Source organism: Okibacterium sp. AC114 (genome assembly GCF_979253355.1).
This window is the reverse complement of record NZ_CEEDBR010000001.1, coordinates 839,327-858,272: the sequence shown is the minus strand read 5'-3', so window position 1 is coordinate 858,272 and position 18,946 is coordinate 839,327. Positions and strand designations below refer to the sequence as shown.

At 69.1% G+C, this 18,946-nt stretch carries 13 protein-coding genes and 2 tRNA genes; 6 read left to right on the top strand and 9 right to left on the bottom strand.

Annotation, left to right across the window (positions count from 1 at the left end):
• Positions 1–16 precede the first annotated feature (16 nt).
• The 5 genes from ACZ6IE_RS04130 to galU form a co-directional block, all read right to left on the bottom strand.
• Entirely contained in the window at positions 17–766 is a 750-nt protein-coding gene (locus tag ACZ6IE_RS04130; protein WP_464606893.1) for a DUF429 domain-containing protein, read from the bottom strand.
• A 125-nt stretch (positions 767–891) separates the two neighbouring features.
• Positions 892–967 (bottom strand) — tRNA-Ala (locus tag ACZ6IE_RS04125).
• 35 nt (positions 968–1,002) lie between these two features.
• On the bottom strand, positions 1,003–1,992 hold the full coding sequence (locus ACZ6IE_RS04120) for a hypothetical protein (protein WP_464606892.1): 990 nt from the start codon (positions 1,990–1,992) through the stop codon (positions 1,003–1,005).
• A 172-nt stretch (positions 1,993–2,164) separates the two neighbouring features.
• Entirely contained in the window at positions 2,165–2,824 is a 660-nt protein-coding gene (locus ACZ6IE_RS04115; RefSeq protein ID WP_464606891.1) for a GNAT family N-acetyltransferase, read from the bottom strand.
• A 105-nt stretch (positions 2,825–2,929) separates the two neighbouring features.
• The gene (gene galU / locus ACZ6IE_RS04110; protein ID WP_079727075.1) at positions 2,930–3,823 is read right to left on the bottom strand and encodes a UTP--glucose-1-phosphate uridylyltransferase GalU; all 894 of its coding nucleotides are present in this window, start codon (positions 3,821–3,823) and stop codon (positions 2,930–2,932) included.
• A 105-nt stretch (positions 3,824–3,928) separates the two neighbouring features.
• On the opposite strand from galU, the gene ACZ6IE_RS04105 reads away from it, so the two are divergent.
• From ACZ6IE_RS04105 to ACZ6IE_RS04090, 4 genes are all read left to right on the top strand, one after another.
• Positions 3,929–4,507 carry a 5-formyltetrahydrofolate cyclo-ligase gene (locus ACZ6IE_RS04105; protein WP_464606890.1) on the top strand — a complete coding sequence of 193 codons (579 nt, stop codon included), beginning with the start codon at positions 3,929–3,931 and terminating at the stop codon, positions 4,505–4,507.
• Positions 4,508–4,569: 62 nt separating this feature from the next.
• Entirely contained in the window at positions 4,570–4,977 is a 408-nt protein-coding gene (locus tag ACZ6IE_RS04100; protein ID WP_464606889.1) for an FmdB family zinc ribbon protein, read from the top strand.
• A gap of 142 nt (positions 4,978–5,119) precedes the next feature.
• Positions 5,120–5,581: a large conductance mechanosensitive channel protein MscL gene (mscL, locus tag ACZ6IE_RS04095; RefSeq protein WP_464606888.1), complete on the top strand. Its 462-nt coding sequence runs from the start codon at positions 5,120–5,122 to the stop codon at positions 5,579–5,581.
• A gap of 6 nt (positions 5,582–5,587) precedes the next feature.
• Complete coding sequence (locus tag ACZ6IE_RS04090; protein WP_464606887.1) at positions 5,588–6,985, top strand: MFS transporter; 1,398 nt, start codon at positions 5,588–5,590, stop codon at positions 6,983–6,985.
• 15 nt (positions 6,986–7,000) lie between these two features.
• On the opposite strand, the gene ACZ6IE_RS04085 is transcribed toward ACZ6IE_RS04090, so the two are convergent.
• Together ACZ6IE_RS04085 and ACZ6IE_RS04080 are read right to left on the bottom strand one after the other, a co-directional pair.
• Positions 7,001–7,234: a hypothetical protein gene (locus ACZ6IE_RS04085; RefSeq protein WP_464606886.1), complete on the bottom strand. Its 234-nt coding sequence runs from the start codon at positions 7,232–7,234 to the stop codon at positions 7,001–7,003.
• A 14-nt stretch (positions 7,235–7,248) separates the two neighbouring features.
• Positions 7,249–11,589, bottom strand: a complete 4,341-nt coding sequence (locus ACZ6IE_RS04080) for a hypothetical protein (protein WP_464606885.1) — start codon at positions 11,587–11,589, stop codon at positions 7,249–7,251.
• A gap of 101 nt (positions 11,590–11,690) precedes the next feature.
• Here ACZ6IE_RS04080 and ACZ6IE_RS04075 point away from each other — a divergent pair, with 101 nt between their 5' ends.
• Complete coding sequence (locus ACZ6IE_RS04075; protein ID WP_464606884.1) at positions 11,691–13,055, top strand: FUSC family protein; 1,365 nt, start codon at positions 11,691–11,693, stop codon at positions 13,053–13,055.
• An 81-nt stretch (positions 13,056–13,136) separates the two neighbouring features.
• The gene (locus ACZ6IE_RS04070) at positions 13,137–17,927 is read left to right on the top strand and encodes a lamin tail domain-containing metallophosphoesterase family protein (RefSeq protein WP_464606883.1); all 4,791 of its coding nucleotides are present in this window, start codon (positions 13,137–13,139) and stop codon (positions 17,925–17,927) included.
• A 65-nt stretch (positions 17,928–17,992) separates the two neighbouring features.
• Here ACZ6IE_RS04070 and ACZ6IE_RS04065 read toward each other — a convergent pair whose 3' ends face one another.
• A complete protein-coding gene (locus ACZ6IE_RS04065) occupies positions 17,993–18,709 on the bottom strand; it encodes a M50 family metallopeptidase (protein ID WP_464606882.1) in 717 nt (238 codons plus the stop codon).
• 89 nt (positions 18,710–18,798) lie between these two features.
• Positions 18,799–18,873, bottom strand: a tRNA-Arg gene (locus ACZ6IE_RS04060).
• Between the last annotated feature and the right edge of the window lie 73 nt (positions 18,874–18,946).

Below are 18,946 nucleotides of genomic sequence, written 5' to 3'. Positions count from 1 at the left end.
GCAAGAACCGTCCGCGTCAGGCGATCAACGATTCGAGATCGCCGGTGGGCAGGGCGATCCAGCCTTCGCGCGTTGCACGCACCGCCACATCTGCCGGCGGCGGGATGTAACGACCGAGCGCCGCCGCTCGGGTGACGAGCGCCGCTACGACTGCGTCGAACGCGTCCCCAGAAGCGATCATGAGTTCGACGTGCGTCTCGGCTATGTCAAACCAGGGGGCACGCGAGCGGAGGACCGTGAGTAGCTCACGCCGGCGCTCGGGCTCTCGCCGGTACCCCGTCGTGTCGAAGCCCCACAGCCGCAGGCTCGCCCCGGGATACACCTCGGCGATGTCGCCGGCCCCCGCACGGTCGGTGTCGACTCCGGCTTCCGCCAGACGCCGAAGAAGACCGGCGCAGCGCATGGCCGTCAGCCCGAGGCGGTCCGTCGAGACGCTCAGCGGCCAGCGACCCGTCATCTCGTGGGCGAAACGGTCGGTCTCGCGGTAGGCGAGGGTGCGCCGCCAGACCATCCCGCCGTCGACGCTCGGGTCGCGTGTCGACAGATCGGCATGGCCGGAGACGAACGCCACGAACTCGTCGGGCCATCCGAACGCGCAATCGATTCCGAGCTTCGCAATATCGCCCGCGCTGGCGACGGCCACGATCGCCCCATCGTCGATGCCCAGGCGAAGGTCGATGAGACGGGCGCGGTCGTCGGCCCATTCGATGACGGCGAGGGCGGTGCCGGCGCTCCCGGCGGCGAGGTCTATTCCGGCGGTCAGCACTCTGACACCCTAACTCGACCCTCTGCGAGGTCCGGCTTGTCAGCGTTCGGATGCACGCTCCGATGCGTTACGAGCCGTGACCGAAAAAGCCCCTCCGCGCGAACGGAGGGGCTTTTCGTGGCTTCTGGTGGACCTAGGGGGATTCGAACCCCCGACCTCTTCATTGCGAACGAAGCGCGCTACCAACTGCGCCATAGGCCCAAAGCTCTACGAGACTATCACGCCTCGAGAGTCGGTTAGCTCGCCGCGCGACGCGCGCGCAGCATGGCGGCGACGTCGGGTCCGGCGATCTCTGAGTCGTCGATGATGCCCATTCCGGCGAACCGTGAATCAACCTCACGAGCACCCGGCGAAGCGGATGCTGCTGCGGCCCGTTCCTGGCCCGAAACCGCGGCGCGGGCGCCCGTCTCGGCCTGCGAACCCGTTTCGGCCGAAGCGGCGGCGTCGACCGTCGAACGTGCGGCGATCGTGGGAATCTGCGGCGCCAGCTGAGCGGCACGCTCCGCCATGACCTGCGCGATAGCGGCGCGTCGCAGCGCAGCCTGGGCGTCGGCTTTGGCCATCGCCTCGGCGGCCGCAGAACCCTGTGACTGGTAGAGGGGCTTGGGCAGGGGCTGCGGCGTCCAGGCGACGGCGGTCTCGGCGACCGGGGCATCCTCGAACTGCACGGGCTCGAAGGCCTGGGCGGCCGACTGGGCGGATGCGGGAACGGCGACGGGCACGGCGATGGTGCGGACGCGCGACATCCGACCGAGAAGGAGAACGGCGACAACCGCGACGACGGAACCCGAGGCCAGCAGGGCGACCGAGCCGCCCGCGGCGACCTGGAACCCGCCGACACCGGCAGCGATAACCGCGGCGAAAAGAATGAGGGTGGTGGTCAGGCGAGCGCGGCGACGGGCGCGGCGCATGTGCGCGGCGGCCGACGAGGTGGCCTGTTTGTGGGCGGCGAGGGCTTCGCGGCGGGCGCGTTCGGCCTGCTCGGCCTGCACGCGGCGCAGAACCTTCTGCTGCTCGGCGACCTCACGGGCGGTGGCTTCGACGCGGACCTCTTCGGGCGTCTCGGACGTCTCGGCCAGAATGCGCAGCGTCTGCTGCAGGCGCACGGCGTTGCGCTCGGTGGCCATGTACTCGTTGCGACGCACCCACGTGGGCATGAGGTAGATCACCCATAGCGCCGCGGCGATCGCGAGAACCACCCCGCCGCTCAGAAACCCAGTACCCATGCGTACACGGTATGAGCGCGCGTCGACGATTCGTCGCATTGCGCCGGTGTGTCACGCCAAGTCGAGCCAGATTGCCGGTCGGCGTTCCGAAACGGCCCGCTCACCCGCGTGTGCGCGAACGGCGAGAGGCAGACGGCATCCGCAAATCGGCCAGCGAGAACCGGTCAGGAAGTCAGGGGCGCGAGGGGATGAGCGGTGTCATGGACGCGCGGCGGTCGGCATCCGAAATCAGCGTGGCCCCGGGAGGCACCGCGCCGGCCCGCCACCGCCGCAGCACGCCCTGCGGGATCTCGTCGCGCACGAGCGCAAAGCTGAAGTGATCTCGCCAATCGCCGTTGATATGGATGAATCGGCGCCGCAGTCCCTCGTAACGGAACCCGAGCTTCTCGACCACGCGCAACGACGGCCCGTTCTCGGGGCGGATGCAGATCTCCATGCGGTGCAGGCCCAGCTGCTGGAAGCAGTAGTCGGTGGCCAGCGCCACGGATGCGGGCGTCACACCCTTGCCCGCGAACCCTTGCCCCACCCAGTAGCCGAGCGTGGCCGACGACAGCGACCCGTAGGTGATGCCCGACACGTTGAGCTGCCCGGCCATCTCGCCGTCGTACTCCATGACGAATGGCAGCCCGTTGCCCGAGCGCGCGTTGGCCTGCAGGGCTCGGATGCTCGAGCGCAGGTCGAACGCCACCGGCCCGTTGGGGCTCGTCGCCTCCCACTGCTGCAGCCAGCCGCGGTTCTCGAGCAGCAGGCGCTCCATCGGTTTGGCGTCGCGCACACGGATGGGTCGGATGCTGACGTGCCCGTCACTCAGCGTGGGGATGGGGAGTGGCACGACGGCCCCCTTCTGGAGAGGAGTGTGGTGAGGTGCGAACGGCCCGCCGGTGCAACCACGTCAGACGGGTCGAGCACCGGCGGGCCGGAACGGATGAATCGGAGCCTAGCTCAGCTTCGAGACGAACTCGGTGAGCCACGGCTTGAGGTCGGGGCCGAGGTCTTCGCGGTCGGACGCGAGCTGCACGATGGCCTTGATGTAGTCGAGACGGTCGCCCGTGTCGTAGCGACGGCCCTTGAAGACCACGCCGTAGACACCGCCGGCGATCTCGTCGTCGGCCGCGAGCACCTGCAGGGCGTCGGTCAGCTGAATCTCGCCACCCTTGCCGGGCTTCGTCTCTTCGAGGATGTCGAACACCTCGGGCTTCAACACGTAACGCCCGATGATCGCGAGGTTGGAGGGGGCATCTTCCTTGGCGGGCTTCTCGACGAGACCCTTCACCTTGACGACACCGTCTTCATCGGTGGGCTCGACATCGGCGGCACCGTAGAGGTGGATGCTGTCGGGGTCGACCTCCATGAGGGCGATGATCGTGGCATCGCGCTTCTCCTGCTGGTGCAGCATGACGCTGAGCAGCTCGTCGCGGGCGTCGATCAGGTCGTCACCGAGCAGAACCGCGAAGGGCTCGTCACCGATGTGCTTGCGGCCGCGCAGCACCGCGTGGCCGAGGCCGTGCGGGTCGCCCTGACGCAGGAAGTAGATGTCGGCCAGATCGCTCGAGGCCATCACGCGGTCGAGGCGATCCTGGTCGCCCTTCTTCTCGAGGTTCTGCTCGAGTTCGGTGACGCGGTCGAAGTGGTTGGCGAGGGCGTTCTTGTTGCGCCCGATGATCATGAGCACGTCCTTGAGGCCGGCGTTGACGGCCTCTTCGACGACGTATTGGATGGCCGGCTTGTCGACCACCGGCAGCATCTCTTTGGGCATCGCTTTTGTTGCGGGCAAGAATCGCGTTCCGAGGCCAGCGGCGGGAATGACGACCTTCGTGACAGGCTTAGACATAGGCAACACCCTAGCGGCCCCTGGTGACTTTTTAGAGGGCATTGCGCCGGGGTGCGACATCCGTCAATGCCGCACCATCCGTGAGAGCGGCTTACACTGGTCGGCATGGCAACCGAGGTGGACCACCAAAAACGCGCGCTCAGAGCCGAACTGCGTGAGAGGCGGCAGAACCTCACCCAGACCGAGAAGGACAACGCCACGATCGGCGTGACCGAGCACCTGCAGTCGCTCGTGACGGCCCTCGACGCTCGCTCGGTGGCGTGCTACCTGTCCACGCCCAGCGAACCCGATACGCGACCTTTCCTCAACTGGGCGCTCGAGCGCGGCATCCGGGTGCTGTTCCCCGTGAGCCGCGACGACGGCCTTCTCGACTGGACCGTCGGCGAGACGGGCGACGAGACGCAGGGCCTCTTCGGCATGCCAGAGCCGGTCGGCGAATTGCTCGGGCCCATTGCCATCAACCAGGTCGACCTCATCATCGTGCCCGCCGCCGCCATCGATCAGGGCGGCATGCGCATGGGCTGGGGCCGCGGCTACTTCGACAAGACGCTCGGCTCGATGGAGAAGTGCCCGCCCGTCTACGCCGTCGTCTATGACGCCGAGGTGCTGACCGACCTGCCGCGCGAGGTGCACGACCAGCCCGTCAACGGCGTCGTCACGCCCTCGCGTATCCTGGACTTTTAGGCACCGTAGCCTGCCCTTCTGTCGCCGGCCGGTTTCGCCGGCACCCGCGCCAAAGAGAGCACATGCCCACTTACTCCTATAAATGCACCGAATGCGGCAACGCGTTCGACATTCAGCAGGCCTTCACCGACGATTCGCTGACCGAATGCCCCGTGTGCGGCGGCAAGCTGCGCAAGATCTTCGCCGCCGTCGGTGTCACGTTCAATGGGTCGGGGTTCTACCGCACCGACTCGCGCGCGGGTTCGGGCAAGTCGTCGTCGATCCCGAAATCGGATGCCCCTGGCTCGTCGTCCTCGTCCGACTCCGGTTCGAAGGGCTCGGGCTCGGGCTCCTCCGGTTCCGGTTCCTCAGGCTCCGGAACATCCGGATCGGGATCGTCCGGTTCGGGTTCCGGCTCCTCCGGTTCCGGCTCCTCCGGCTCCGGCAGCGCGTCGTCCGGCAGCGGTTCGTCCGGCTCGTCGTCGTCCTAGGTCGACCACTCCTCCCCCGCCGGGTCGCTGCCCCGCGAAGTCGCCCGTCGGGCGTGCGCGGCGGGTGGGAGATCCGCAAGCGCTGGCGAACGATGGATGCGCCACCCTACGATCGAATGACGCCCCCACGGAAAGGTCCCTCATGTTCAAAGGTTTCAAGGAGTTCATCCTTCGCGGCAACGTGATGGATCTCGCGGTCGCTGTCGTCATCGGCGCGGCCTTCTCTGCCATCGTCACGGCCCTCGTGACGGCGGTGTTCAACCCGCTCCTCGGAGCGCTCTTCAACGCCGAGAGCCTGGCGAAGGCGCTCCCCCTCAGCATCCCGACCACCTCGGGTGGAACCGCAACGCTCTACTTCGGAGCCGTCATCGGGGCCGTCATCCAGTTCCTGCTCGTAGCCGCAGTCGTGTACTTCGTGCTCGTGGTGCCGATGAACAAGTTGAAGGAAGCCGCGTTCGCTAAGAAGAAGGCCGGCGAGGTGGACGCCAAGGCGACGCCGACCGAGCTCGAGATGCTGACCGACATCCGCGATCTGCTTGCGCGCCAGCAGGGGGCTGACACGTACACCGACAACAAGGGCGAAGACCCCCGCGCCCACAACTAGCGCTCGGTGTCGACACCTTCGGCGCCGGAAGAAAACGTCGGCGATCCTGAGAAGCCGGCCAGGCCAGCCGACCGACGTGCCACCGGCCGCGCCCGGGCCCGCGCCCTCTTCGTCGACCTGACGCCGCTGCGGCGCTCGCCCGCGTTCGCCCGGCTCTGGCTCGGCACCTCCATCGCCGCCATCGGCACGCAGATGACCACCGTCGCGGTCGGCCTCGAGATCTACGACATCACGGCATCGACGTTCGCCGTCGCGCTCGTCGGGGTCATCGCGCTCGTGCCCATGATCATCGCGGGGCTCTACGGCGGCATGCTCGCCGACGCCTTCGACCGCCGGGCCGTCGCCCTCGTCTCGGCCGTGCTGGCGTGGGCGTCGATCGCCGCCATCGCCTTGCACGCCTGGCTGGGCCTCGACAACGTGACGCTGCTCTATGTGCTCGTGACCGTCAACGCCGTCGCCGGAACGGTCGTGAGCGCCAGCCGTTCGGCCATCATCCCGCGCCTCATCGGCACCGACCTGTTGCCGGCCGCCGGCGCACTGAGCGGCATCGGCACGGGTTTCGCCGTCACCCTCGGGCCCGCGGTCGCCGGTGTGCTCGTGGCCGCCGTCGGTTTCGCGCCCACCTACACGGTCGACGTGGTGCTGTTCAGCTTCGCGTTCCTCGGCATCGTGGCGCTGCCCAGGATGGCGCCGGAGCACGACGCCCTGAGGCCCGGCCTGCGCAGCCTCGTCGAGGGCGCACGGTTCCTGCGCCGCTCCCCCACCATCACCATGACGTTCGTGCTCGACATCATCGCCATGACGTTCGGCCAGCCGCGCGTGCTCTTCCCCGCCATCGGCGCGCTCGTCATCGGCGGCGGCGCCATCACGGTCGGCGTTCTGACCTCGGCTTACGCGGCCGGCGCGCTGCTCTCGAGCATCTTCTCGGGGCCGCTCGGGCGCGTGCGGCGGCAGGGTGTCGCGGTCGGCTGGGCCATCACGGCGTATGGCGCGGCCATCATGGGCTTCGGTGTCGTCATCGCGGTCGCGCACCTGCTGGGCGGTCGCATGCAGGATGCCATGAGCCCCGACATCCTGCCCGCCCTGGCCCTGGCCGCCCTGTTCCTCGCCCTGGCGGGTGCAGCAGACAACGTGAGCGCGGTGTTCCGCAGCACGATCTTGCAGGCAGCGGCCCCCGACGGCATGCGCGGGCGGCTGCAGGGCATCTTCATCGTCGTGGTCACGGGCGGGCCGCGGCTGGGCGACCTCTACGCGGGTGTCGTCGTGGCCGCGGGTATCGCGTGGCCGCCGCTGCTCGGAGGCGCGCTCATCATCGTGCTCGTGGCCGTGCTGCTGCGGGCCGTCCCGTCCTTCCGGCAGTACGACGCGCGCATCCCGACAGGTCAGCTGCACGACAAGCGCTGACGAGCGGGCTGCCGGTCAGCCCCAGTGCGGCGGCTTGTCGCGGCGCAGTTGCTCGTCGTTGCCCGAGGGCGAGGCTCCGGGCCGTGAGCCCGTCTCGGCATCCTCTTCGAGCCGGGATGTCGTGTCGTGCGGCGTCGGGTCGGCGGCCTCGTTACCCGGGCGCACCACGCGGCGCGACCCGGCCACACGGCGCACCGGCGACTCGGCGGCGCGCGCGGGAACGAGGGGCTCGTCGCCCGATGAGCTCACGGCCGTGCCGCCGCTCAGTGACGACCCGACGAGACCACGGCAATGGGGCCCGTGGCGAGATCGTCGGGGTTCGAGGCATCCGGCTCGGAGACCGCACCGAGCATCGACATGACCTTGCGGGCCACGCCTTCCGGGTCGCTGAACAGGTCGAAGCTGTGCACGCGCAGGTAGTGCCAGCCGAGGCGGCGCAGCACATCGGGGCGCAGGCGCAGCGACTCGCGCAGAGAGTCTGAGGCGACCTCGGGATCGGACTCGATCGCCACGGCCTTGTTGCCGTACGAAGCGACGAGCGCGAGCTTGCCGCGGTAGCCGATCTCGACCTGCAGGCCGTTGCGGTAGAGGCGCTCGGCGAGGTCGAGCAGCATGGGCTCGGCACCATCCGTCACGGGCGGGGCCGGGCGGTGGATGTCGGGCTCGCGCAGGATCTCGGCCAGGGCCGCGATGCCGTGCTGCATGCGATCGGCGTCGAGGTCGTCGGGGCGGATGCACGAGACGATGACCATCGAGCGTCGGGCCCGCGTCATGCCGACCGCGAGGAGGCGGTCACCGCCGGGCCGACCGAGGGCACCGAAGTTCGAGAGCACGCGGCCGTGCGGGGTCACGCCGTAACCGAGTGAGAAGATGACGCGGTCTCGGCTCTCGGCGACGGACTGCTCGAGCGTCAAAACGGTGAACGGCTCAGCGCGCTCCTTCAGAATGAAGCCTGCGATGTCGCTGCGCTTGGCGAAGGCCGACAGCACGGCCTGGTGCACGCGCACGGCGTGCTTATCGCTGGCCGTGATGACCATGAGGGATTCTCGAGGGCGCTCGGTGGCGTGCTCGAGCACGAGGTTGACCACGCGCTCGACCTCGGCGTCGACGCTCTCCACGCCGCCCGTCTCGGGGTCGGGCATGCCGTGGCCGCGCGGAACGTAGTCGAGCGTCAGGCTGCCGTGGCCGAGGAACGAACCGGCCCAGGGCAGCGACTCGATCTCGCCGCCGTAGAAGCGGTGGTTCACGAGCTGCGCCAGGTCCTCGCCGCCCGCTCGGTAGCTGCGCGTGAGCGTGAGGGTGGGCAAGAGGCCCGAGAGTTTGGCGAGGGCCGATTCGGGGTGCAGCGCGTCGGCCATGACGCCGATGCTGCGCCCGGAGGCGGAAGCGGATGCGGCGTCCGAACCGGTGCCCGTGACGATCGCGTTGGGCACGGTCGACGACGAGACGGCGACGGGTCGCGCAACCTCGGGGGCACGGTTGGCGGCGTCGAAGCGCGGGGCTTCGGCGGCCGAGGACGAGCCGGTCGATGCGGTGCCTTCAGCGGTGCCTGAGGCGTCGGACGCCGAACCGGAACCCGAGCCAGCCTCAGACGTGGTGTCGGATGCCGTCTCGCTCGAGTCCGTCGACGCACCCGTCGACCCGGCGGGACGCCCGGCCGTCGCGGAGCCGCCACTCAGACGCTCCTCGGTGCGGATGGCATCGGCGCGCGCAGCGTTGGCGGGAGCCGCAACGGGCGTGGGGTTGGGATCGACGCGTGCAGCGTCCGGGGCACCGGTCAGCGGGTCGCGCCGAACCGAGCCGAACGCACCGAAGGCACCTGCAGCCCCGGTCTTCGCGGGGGCCGAGGAATCGGAAGCGGTCGAACCCGCACCAGAGGCACCGGCAGCGCCGGAGCCGGTGCCCGGACGCCCGACGCCGAAGGCGCCCAGCGCCCCCTGACCGTCGGTCACGGCGATCTCGAACGGCGTCGGCGACTGCGTCACGGGGTCACCCACGGCGATCACCTGACGGGCGCGGCGGATGGCGGCGGCGTTCTCGGCAAGGGTCGTGGCTCCGGCATCCACCAGGAAAACGGTGTCGAAGCGCACGGACGACGGAATCTGCGAGACCTCGTAGGGCGAGACCATCCATACCGGTGCGAGCACGCGCGACAGGTGCGGCGCCTGCTGCTCGAGCATGGTGGGGGTCACACGCTCCTGTTTGAGCATGCGGCGCAGGGCGTTGGCCTCGTCGTTCCAGTCGACCAGGCCGATCTTCCAGTTGTCCGACAGCAGCGCGCCGAGCAGGGCGCCGGATGCCGAGGCGTGCGCTTCGTCGACGAGGCGGAAGTCGCCCTCGAGCCGATCGATGACGCTCGTGTTGGCGCCGAGCAGCGCGCGGTCGGTCGCAAGCACGTGTTCGAGCACGGACTGCCACCAGGCGAGTTCGAGTTCGTCGGCCACACGCGACTCGGGCACGTGGCGCACCGACAGGTCGGTGATGAGCGGGTTGAGGCCCTTTTCGCGCAGCTCCTGAATCAGGGCCGTGCGCTCCTGCAGGTTCTCCATGACCTCGGAGTCGGCCGCGAGTCCCGACATCAGGCGCACGAGCGACTTGATGGGCAGGGTCTTCAGGCGATCGTTGCCGTCGGCACGCTTGAGGGGGACGTCGAGGCGCGCGAGGTCTTCGACGACGCGCTGGTAGGCCACCTGCACGTCGGCGATGCCGAGCGGAACCTCGGGCGTCACACCGGCGGCCACATAGCGCTGCCAGAGCGTGCGCTGCTGCTGAATGTTGCGCAGCGATTCGTTCAGGTCGGCGATGTGCACACCGGGGCGCACGTATTCGCGCGCCAGCTTCTTGAGGCGGCGGCGGTTGGCGCTCGTCATGGCGGGCGCGTCGCGGCGCGACGAGGTGGCGGCGATCAGTTCGCCGAGCGACCGGTCGAACACGGCCGGCTGGAACTTGTCGAGCGTCTCGCGGATGTCGAGCAGCAGTCGCAGATAGGTGCCCAGTTCTTCGATCGAGTCGAACGGGCGCATGCGCGTCTGACCGATGAGTTCGTAGCCGCGTTCGAGCAGGCGCGGCAGTTCGGCGCGGTGCAGGTTCTTGGCGAGCTCGTGCGTGGCCTTGGCGTCGCGCGTGCTGCTGAACGAGGCTCCGTACCAGGGCGAGTCGCCCGGACCGTACTGGAATTCGCCCAGTGCGGCGGCGTGCGCGAGCTTCTGAGCGACCTCGGGGCGGCCCGTTGCGAGCTTCTCGAGCGAGATCAGGTCGAGGCGCGCCGTGGTTGCGGGCGGCTCGGCCAGGTTGCCCAGGCGTGTGAGTGCCTCGAGGGCGTCGAGCACCGAGACACCGAGCGCGGGGTTCTTGTGGCCGAGTGCGCCGCGGTAGTCGAGCAGCACCTTGCGCAGGCGCACGAGCGCGTCGTCGACGTCGGCGACGCGCGGGGCGACGGCCTTCTCGTTGCGCGTGATGGCCTGGATGAGGTCGCGGCGAATGGAGCGCGGGTGCACGGTCAGGCCGGGCAGGCCCACTTTCTGGAAGCGGTGGCGGATGCCGTCGAGGCTCGAGCGGCGGGCGCTCACGACGAGCACGCGCTTGTGCTGCGACACGAGCGAACCGATGGCGTTGACGACGGTCTGCGTGCCACCCGTGCCTGGCAGGGTCTGCACCACGATCGAGTGGCCGTTCGTGATCTGCGCGATCACGTTCTCCTGCTCGGTGTCGGCGTCGAGCAGCAGCGTGTCGGTCGACGGCGGCCGGTCGTCCTGGCCGACGGCGTCGACGGGGCTGAAGAGTCCCTCGACGAGGCGCCGGGCGCCGGGGTTGCCCGCGAGGGCGTCGAGGATGGGGTGGTCGAGGTCGTCGGCGTCGCGCACGAGGGCGGTTCCGACATCCGCGAAGCTCGAGACGACGAGGCGCGGCTGCACGCTGAACCAGTCGAGGTGCGTGGTGAGGCCGCGCAGGCGGTCGATCACGGGCTGCGGTTTGAAGACGCCGTTGGTGGTGGCGAGTGCTTCGAAGGCGGCGGCGTCGAGCGTGATGCCGAACTGCTCTTTCAGGGCACGGGCGAGCTCGGGGTTGAGCACGGTCGAACCCGTGAGCTTGAGCTCGAAATCGCGGCCGTAACGACGGATGGCGAGGGGGCGCAGCAGCACCGGAGCCGAGTATTCTTCACCGTCGCGGCGCCATTCGGCCAGACCGACGGCCAGGTGGATGGAGTCGATGCCGCGCACGGTGCGCAATTCGACACCCTTGGCCGCGATGACCTCGGCGGCGCTCTTCGCGCGGCGCAGAGCCAGATCATCCCGAATCAGGTTCGAGAGCAGGGTCGATTTGCCCGAGATGAACTGGGGCAGACCACCCGGATGCGTCGAGCTCAGCTCGATGCGCGTGCGCGGTGCGTCGACGAAATGCAGCAGGGGTGAGCGCCCGCCGACCTGCGCGAGTTGCTCGCGCCACAGCCGCCGTTGCTCATCGGCCACGTTGCCGACGGGGTAGTCGGGGCTTCCCGCCGACAGCCCTCCCGGAGACGTCGCCGTGAGGCCGCCGCCGCGTTTGGCGTCGGCCGATACCTCGGACAGTCCGTCCGCTTCTAGTTTCCTGTCAAGCCGCCACACACCGTCACCTTAGACGCTGATTCGGCCGTCGCCCGGTAGGCGGGGCGGGTTTTCGCCAGCGTGGCGGGTTTTTGAGGCCCGTCGGCTGCGAGAATGGAGAAATGCTGGGAAACATCGGAAAGACCGTCGCGTCGCGCCTCAGCGACGAGTCGTCGACCTGGTTGTCCCGGCTGCTGCGCATGACGTGGAACGTGTTGGCCCCGGCCCTCACGGTCGACCGCCTGCTGCTCGCGGCGAAATGCGCCGTTGCGGCGACCGTGGCCTGGTTCCTGGGCGGCCAGCTGCCGGGCGAGACGGGCGACTACGCCTACTACGCCCCGCTCGGCGCACTGATCAGCATGATGCCCACGCTCATGGGTTCGCTTCGGCTGAGCCTGCAGACCGTTGCCGGGCTCGCACTCGGAATCGGGCTCGCGTTCGTCACCATCCAATTCGGCGCATCCGGCTGGGTCACCGTTCCCATTTCGACCGGCGTCGGCGTGCTCGTGGGGGGCCTGCGGGGGCTCGGGCCGGGCCGCGACTATGTTCCCATCGCCGCCCTGTTCGTGCTCGTCATCGGCGGCGCGAACGCCGAAGACTTCTCGATCGGTTACATCGCGCAGATGGCGCTCGGCATGGGCGTCGGCATCGCCATCAACCTCATCGTCGTGCCGCCCCTGCACACCTCCCAGGCGGCCGCGCGCGTCTCATCGCTGCGACGCATGATCGCCGACGACCTCGAGGCCATCGGCTCGGTCATGCACGAGAAGTGGCCGCCCGGGCACACCGAATGGCAGCGCCAGGGCCAGGCGTTTCGCAACTCGGCCGACAGTGCCGAAGAGGCTCTGGATGATGCGAGCGAATCGCGCCGCATCAACCCCCGTTCGCGCTGGAACCACCGCGACATGGCCACCGACTACGACGACCTCACCTCCCTGCGCCGCCTGAGCGCCAGCACCGTCGACATCAGCGATGTGCTGCAGACCGCCATCTGGGGCGCTCAGGACGAGCGCGACGTGCACGCGAGCCTGCCAGCGACCGTGCGCGAACCCATCGGCGACTGCCTCACGGCGTTCGCCGTACTGATCCGTGCGTGGGACGACAAGAAGGACGAGGAGCAGGCCGAGAAAGAGGCGCTCGAGGCGCTCGAAGCGCTGCGCACGGCCGCGCGCTCGGTGCCGGACGACGACGAGGGCGATTCGGATGCCGTCGACGCGCTCGTGTTCACGCTGCGCCGAATGATCTCGCTCATCATGAAACGACTTCCTTCGCACCGCGATACCGAGGCCGCGAAGATCGATGCAGAGACCGCAGCGGCGCATGCCGAGGCTGCGGCCGAGGAACGCGCGGGCAGCGACGAAGCTCGGTCGACGGCGGATGTCGCGCAGGACGCGATCGACCGCGCTGTCGCTGAGGCTGAGGCTGAGGCTGAGGCGGAGGCGGAGGCGGATTCCGGCAAACGCCACCCTCCAAAGGGTGACACCTAAGCGTCACCTCTCGTTCTCTTGGAGTTCTCAGGAGATGCATAGCGTCGAGACATCCCTTGTTTTCTGTCTCGAAGGTGAACTGTGTCCCCCTCCGCTTTCTCGCGCTCCACGCGCACCCTGTTACCGCCGCTGGCGCTCGCGCTGACGGCCGCCGTCGGCATCGGCGCCGCACCACTGCCCGCCGTCGCGGCGGCTTCGGCATCGACGTCGACGTCGGCATCCGGAACGGCGTCGTCCGCACCCGCCGGCGTCGACGCGCTGCCCGCCTCGGCAGCTCCCGCCTCTTCCGCGGCCGCCCGGGCAGCCCTGGCCGCCGCAGCCGCCTCGGCGTCGCCCCTCGTCGTCACCGAGATCGTCGGCGACAACGTGGGCTACGACGAGTTCGAGTACTTCGAGGTGACAAACGTCTCCGACGCCCCCGTGACGGTGGGCGGTGAGGGCGGCTACTCCTTCGCCTACAGCTTCACCAACGCCGCCGACGTGGCGCGCGACAAGCCCCTCGTCGTCGAGACCCCGACCGTCGTGCCGGCCGGCGGCACCGTCGTGTTCTGGCTGAGCTACACGGCCACCAACGTCGACTCCTTCGCCCGCACGGTCGACGAGTTCCGCGCCCACTTCGGTGCGGCCGTCGACTACCCGGTCGTGCGCGTCACCGGTCAGGCCGGTATCGCCAACGGCGGCGAGCGCGGTGTGCGCGTGCTGTCGGGCGGTTCGCCCGTGAGCTGGTCCTGGGCACCCAAGGGTTCGATGGCGGCCGGGCTCGGCGTGAACTTCGCGCTGCCGGCCGACCCGAGCGTTGCCGCGATGGACGTGCTCGAGACATCCGTGGCCCCGACGCCCGGAAGCGTGAAGCCCGAGGCTGTCGGCGGCGCGCCGAACCCCGAGCCGACGCCGACACCTGCGCCGACCACCGCGCCGACGGCGACGCCCACCCCGGCGCCCACGGCCACGCCCACCGCGACGCCCGCACCCACCCCGGCCCCCACGGCCACCCCCGGCCCCGCGCCCACTCCGCTGCCCGACCCGTCGCTCGTCACGGCGCCGCTCCAGATCACCGAGCTGCTGCCCGACTCCGCCAACGTGGGCGGCGGCGACGGCTACGAGTTCATCGAGGTCTACAACGCCACCTCCGAGCCCGTGAACTTCGCCGACTACGAGATCAACTACCTCTACCCCGTCGACACGACGGCGAACAGCAATGCGGTGCGCTGGCCCAGCATCCCGAACGACCCCATCATCGCGCCGGGTAAGACGCTCGTGCTCTGGGTGAAGAACTCGGGCAACCAGGCCCTCACGGCGGCGGACTTCAACGCCAAGTTCGGCACGGACCTCGAGGCCGGCTCATCCCTGGTCGAGATCCAGAGTGCGGGTATGGCCAACGGCTCGGCCCGCGGCATCCAGATCGTCACGCAGACGGGCATCGGCATCAACCGCGCCTACTACAACATGAACGCCAACGTGAAGGATGTCGCGGCCGACCGCGGCATCCAGTACGCCGTGCAGCCCACCGACACCACCCTGCAGCGCCTCGTCGGCCAGGACGCCGCGAACCCCGGCCGCGTCTCGGCCGATCAGGTTCCCGCTGGCCTCATGATCCAGCCCGTGGATGCCGCAGCCCCCGTGATCGCCGACGCCACCCCCGCGAGCATCGACCCGAAGGCCGACTTCGTGATCGACCTCGGCATCACCGACGCCCAGCAGGTGCGCACCGCGACACTGACCCTCGGCAATGACATCGACGCCGACACCCGCACCGTGAACCTCACGGTGGGCGCCGACGGCCGCTTCCGCCACACGGTCGCCGCCGCCGACCTCACGGGCAAGGCCTGGTACGAATACACGGTCACCGCGACCGACGGCCGCAACAGCGTGACCACCGAACCCCGCCGCCTCGCCGTCGACGGTGTCGACACGGCGCCGCTCCGCCTCAACGTCGACGAGGGCGAATTCCTCGGCGGCACGTCGACCATCTCGGCGGCCACGCGTACGTTCCCGAGCGTCATCGACCTCGGTATCGACGGAAAGCCGGTCGCGACCTCGCCGTCGCTGCCCGACCAGCCCGTCTTCGCGTTCGAGGCCACGCAGGTGAACACGTTCTTCCGCAACGGTGTGCGCATCGGCGACGACGTGCTGCGCATCTTCGACGACGGCATCTTCGAGGGCTGGGAGACCATCTCCACACCCGTGCCCCTCACCTACGTGGTGCAGGGCGACGAACTCGTCGTGAGCGTGTGGGCCGGCACGAAGGCCGCGCCCGAGATCGACCTCAACGAGAACAACGACGACTTCCAGATCCGGGGCCTGCGCCTCGTGCTGCCCGACGGCCGCACGCTGCAGCCGTCGAACTACACCGACCCCGCCAAGGTGCTCGACATGGGCGACTCGACCGGCAAGCTCGACTTCTTCGAGGCGCGATTCGCGCTGCCGGCCGACGCTTTCACGGCCGCGGCCTACAACTGGGACACCACGAAAACCACCGACGGCGCCCACACGGTGCGCGCGGCATCCGGAACCGATGTGCTCGAGCGCGGCGTGCGCGTCGACAACACCGTGCCCGACATCCGCTCGACCATCGTCGACGGCAGCCCCTACCAGGGCGAGATCGTCATCAACGGCGACATCACGGATGCCGGATCGGGTGTCGCCGACACGCGTGCGACGCTCGACGGCCAGCCCATCACGTTGCCGCACACCACGTCGTCGCTCGACCTCGCCGCGGGTGAACACGCCCTCATGATCGAGGCCACGGATGCCGTGGGCAACGTCGGACGCTACGAGGCGTCGTTCACCACCTTCGAAGAGCAGCCGACGGGCGGCCTCGTCGCCCCCGAAGACGGAGCCGTGCTCACGGCCGACGACGTCACCCTGCAGGCCCAGGTCACCGACCCGACAGGAGACCGCCTCAACGTGGACTTCCTCGAGGGCACGCGCCTCACCCCGACCGACGCGGCCGTCAAGAGCTACGCCGGCACCACGGGAACGGCCTCGGATGTCGCCCGCACCGAACGTGAGCCGCTAACTGCAGAGGAACTCAAGAACCTGGTCGGCACGGATGGCCTCACCGCCGATGTGTCCTCCGACGCCGAGTTCCCCTACCAGCTGTTCGACGTGACCGTGCCCGCCGCCGCCGGAACCGATGCCACCGCGCGCGTCGACTGGCAGGGCAGCGCCAACCCGGGCGCCCAGGTCATCCTCTACGCGCTCAACACCAAGACGGGTGCGTGGGAAGAGATCGACCGGCACCTGACGACGCAGGCCGAAGCGGATGCCGCAGCAGCAGCCGCAGCCACGCCGACGGGCCAGGCCGGTGCCGCCGCCGCATCCGATGCTCTGGCGCCCTTCACCCTGACCGCCGATGTTCCCGTCGCCGACCACCTCACAGGCGAACAGCTGACCGTGCTCGTGCAGCACTCGGAGGGCTTCGCGGGCGAGAACCGCTCGACGCGCGACACCCCCGTCACGCCGAACAACCCGGCCGACACCCCGCGCAGCGACTACGACTTCACGTTCGCGTGGGAGTCGGACACGCAGTACTACAACGCGCAGTTCTATGAAAACCAGCTCAACATCCACAAGTACCTTCTCGACCAGCGCGACGAGTTGAACCTGCAGTACCTGTTCCACACGGGCGACATCGTCGACGACTCGACGCAGCAGTACCAGTGGGACAACGCCAACAAGGCGTACTCGATGCTCGACGACGCGGCCCTGCCCTACGGCGTGCTCGCGGGCAACCACGACGTCGACCAGAAGAGCAACGACTACACCCAGTACTCGGCCAACTTCGGCGAGAAGCGTTTCGCGAACAACCCCTGGTACGGCGGCGGTTACAAAGACAACCGCGGCCACTACGACCTCATCTCGGCCGGCGGCATCGACTTCATCAACGTCTACATGGGCTGGGCGCCCGCCGATGAAGAGATCGCGTGGCTGAACGAGGTGCTCGCCCGCTACCCCGAGCGTGTCGCCGTGCTCAACCTGCACGAGTTCATGCTCACGACGGGTGGCCTCGGACCGGTGCCGCAGCGCATCCAGGACGAGGTCGTGGCCACGAACCCCAACGTCAAGATGGTGTTCTCGGGTCACTACCACGACGCGTTCACGCGCACCGACCAGTTCGACGACACGGGCGACGGCGTCGCCGACCGCACCGTCTACTCGATGCTGTTCGACTACCAGGGCCTGCCCGAGGGCGGCCAGGGCTTCCTGCGTCTGCTGCACTTCGACAACGAGCAGGGTCGCATGATCGTGCGCACCTACTCGCCCACGCTCGACCAGTACAACTCGGCCGACCCCACGCTCGAGGTTCAGCACCAGGACTTCGAGGTTCCCTACACGGCTCTCGGCATCACGCCCGCCGTGAAGCAGTTGTCGACCGACTCGTTCCGCGCCGACATCCTCACCACGCACAAGATCGCCTCGTTCACGGATGTCGCGAGCGGCTCGATCCTGAGTGCGCCGTGGACGAACCCCGAGCCGGGCCTGCGGGGCTGGTACGTGCGCACGGCCGACCCGTTCGGCGCTGTCGACGCCTCCGAGGTGCGCATGCTGACGATCCTGCCGGCGGTCATCACCGAACCTGTGCCGACCCCGAACCCGGGTGGCGGTAATGGCGGCGGCGGCTCGGGCCCCGGCACCGGCGGCGACCCGGCCGGCAACGGTTCGGGCGCGCTGCCCGGCGGCTCCGGCAGCGGTTCGGGTAACGGCTCGGGCTCCGCCCCGCGCAACTCGGACGGCTCGCTCGCCAACTCCGGTTCGGGCATCGAACCGGGCGCTCTCTCGGCCCTGATCGCGGCCTCGCTCGCGGCCATGGCCCTCGGCGGCCTCACGTTCCTCCGCCGCCGCAAGCGCGGAGCGACTCAGGCCGACTAACCGGTCTCACACGAACGACGGGCGGTGCCATCCGGCATCGCCCGTCGTTTCGTTTCTCGGTCGTTCTAGTTCGAGAGGTACACAGCCCCGACGGCGACATAGCTGCCCACGATCAGCACGGCGAACAGCGCCAGCCACACCACCGACGGAACACCGGTACTGCGTGCCAACAGATACGCATCCGACGACGCCAACCGCTCCCGGTGCCGCACATGCACGGCCGCCACGGTCACCCACCCGCGCACGGCCCCGATCAGCAGCGCCACCCCTACGATCACGAGCGCATACGCCTGCACGGTCGGCGTGCCCCACACCCACAGCGCCGCACTCACCGCAATGGATGCCAGCACCACGACCACCCCGAACACGTTCCGCACCACCACCAACGTCACGACAAGCACCACGCCCCCCACGAACAGCGCGGTCGCCTGCCATCCGGTCAGCACGCTGCACACGAGCGCCGCCCCCACGATCGCCGGCGCCGGATACCCCATCACGCCGCTCAGCACCGTGCTGAACCCGGGCCGCCCCATGCTGCGCGTATCCCCCGAATGGTCCCCCCGAATCCGGATGCCGCTCACGAACCGCCCCGTCACCACCGCGGCCACGGCGTGACCCAGCTCGTGCACCAGCGTGGTGAACAACCCGAACCACCGCCACGTCACGCGCGGCACGCTCAACACCAGCGCCGCCACGACGACGGCCACCACCACGCCGGCCGACACGTCGACGCGCTCCCCCGGCGCCAACAGCGCACCCCAGTCCACGACAAGCTCATCCATCGCGCCAGCATCGCAGACGAACCTATGGAGCCGTGGCACCAAGGTCCAACAGCGGGGAAGGCTTACGTCTCGATTGAACGAAAAACCTGTGGTGCCCCTGGAGGGACTCGAACCCCCAACCCTTTCCTTAGGACGGAACTGCTCTTCCATTGAGCTACAGAGGCTGACCGCATCCACTTTACCGTGTGCGGTTCGGGTGCGAGCGGCAGCCCGCAGGAACCGCGCATCCCGCACCGC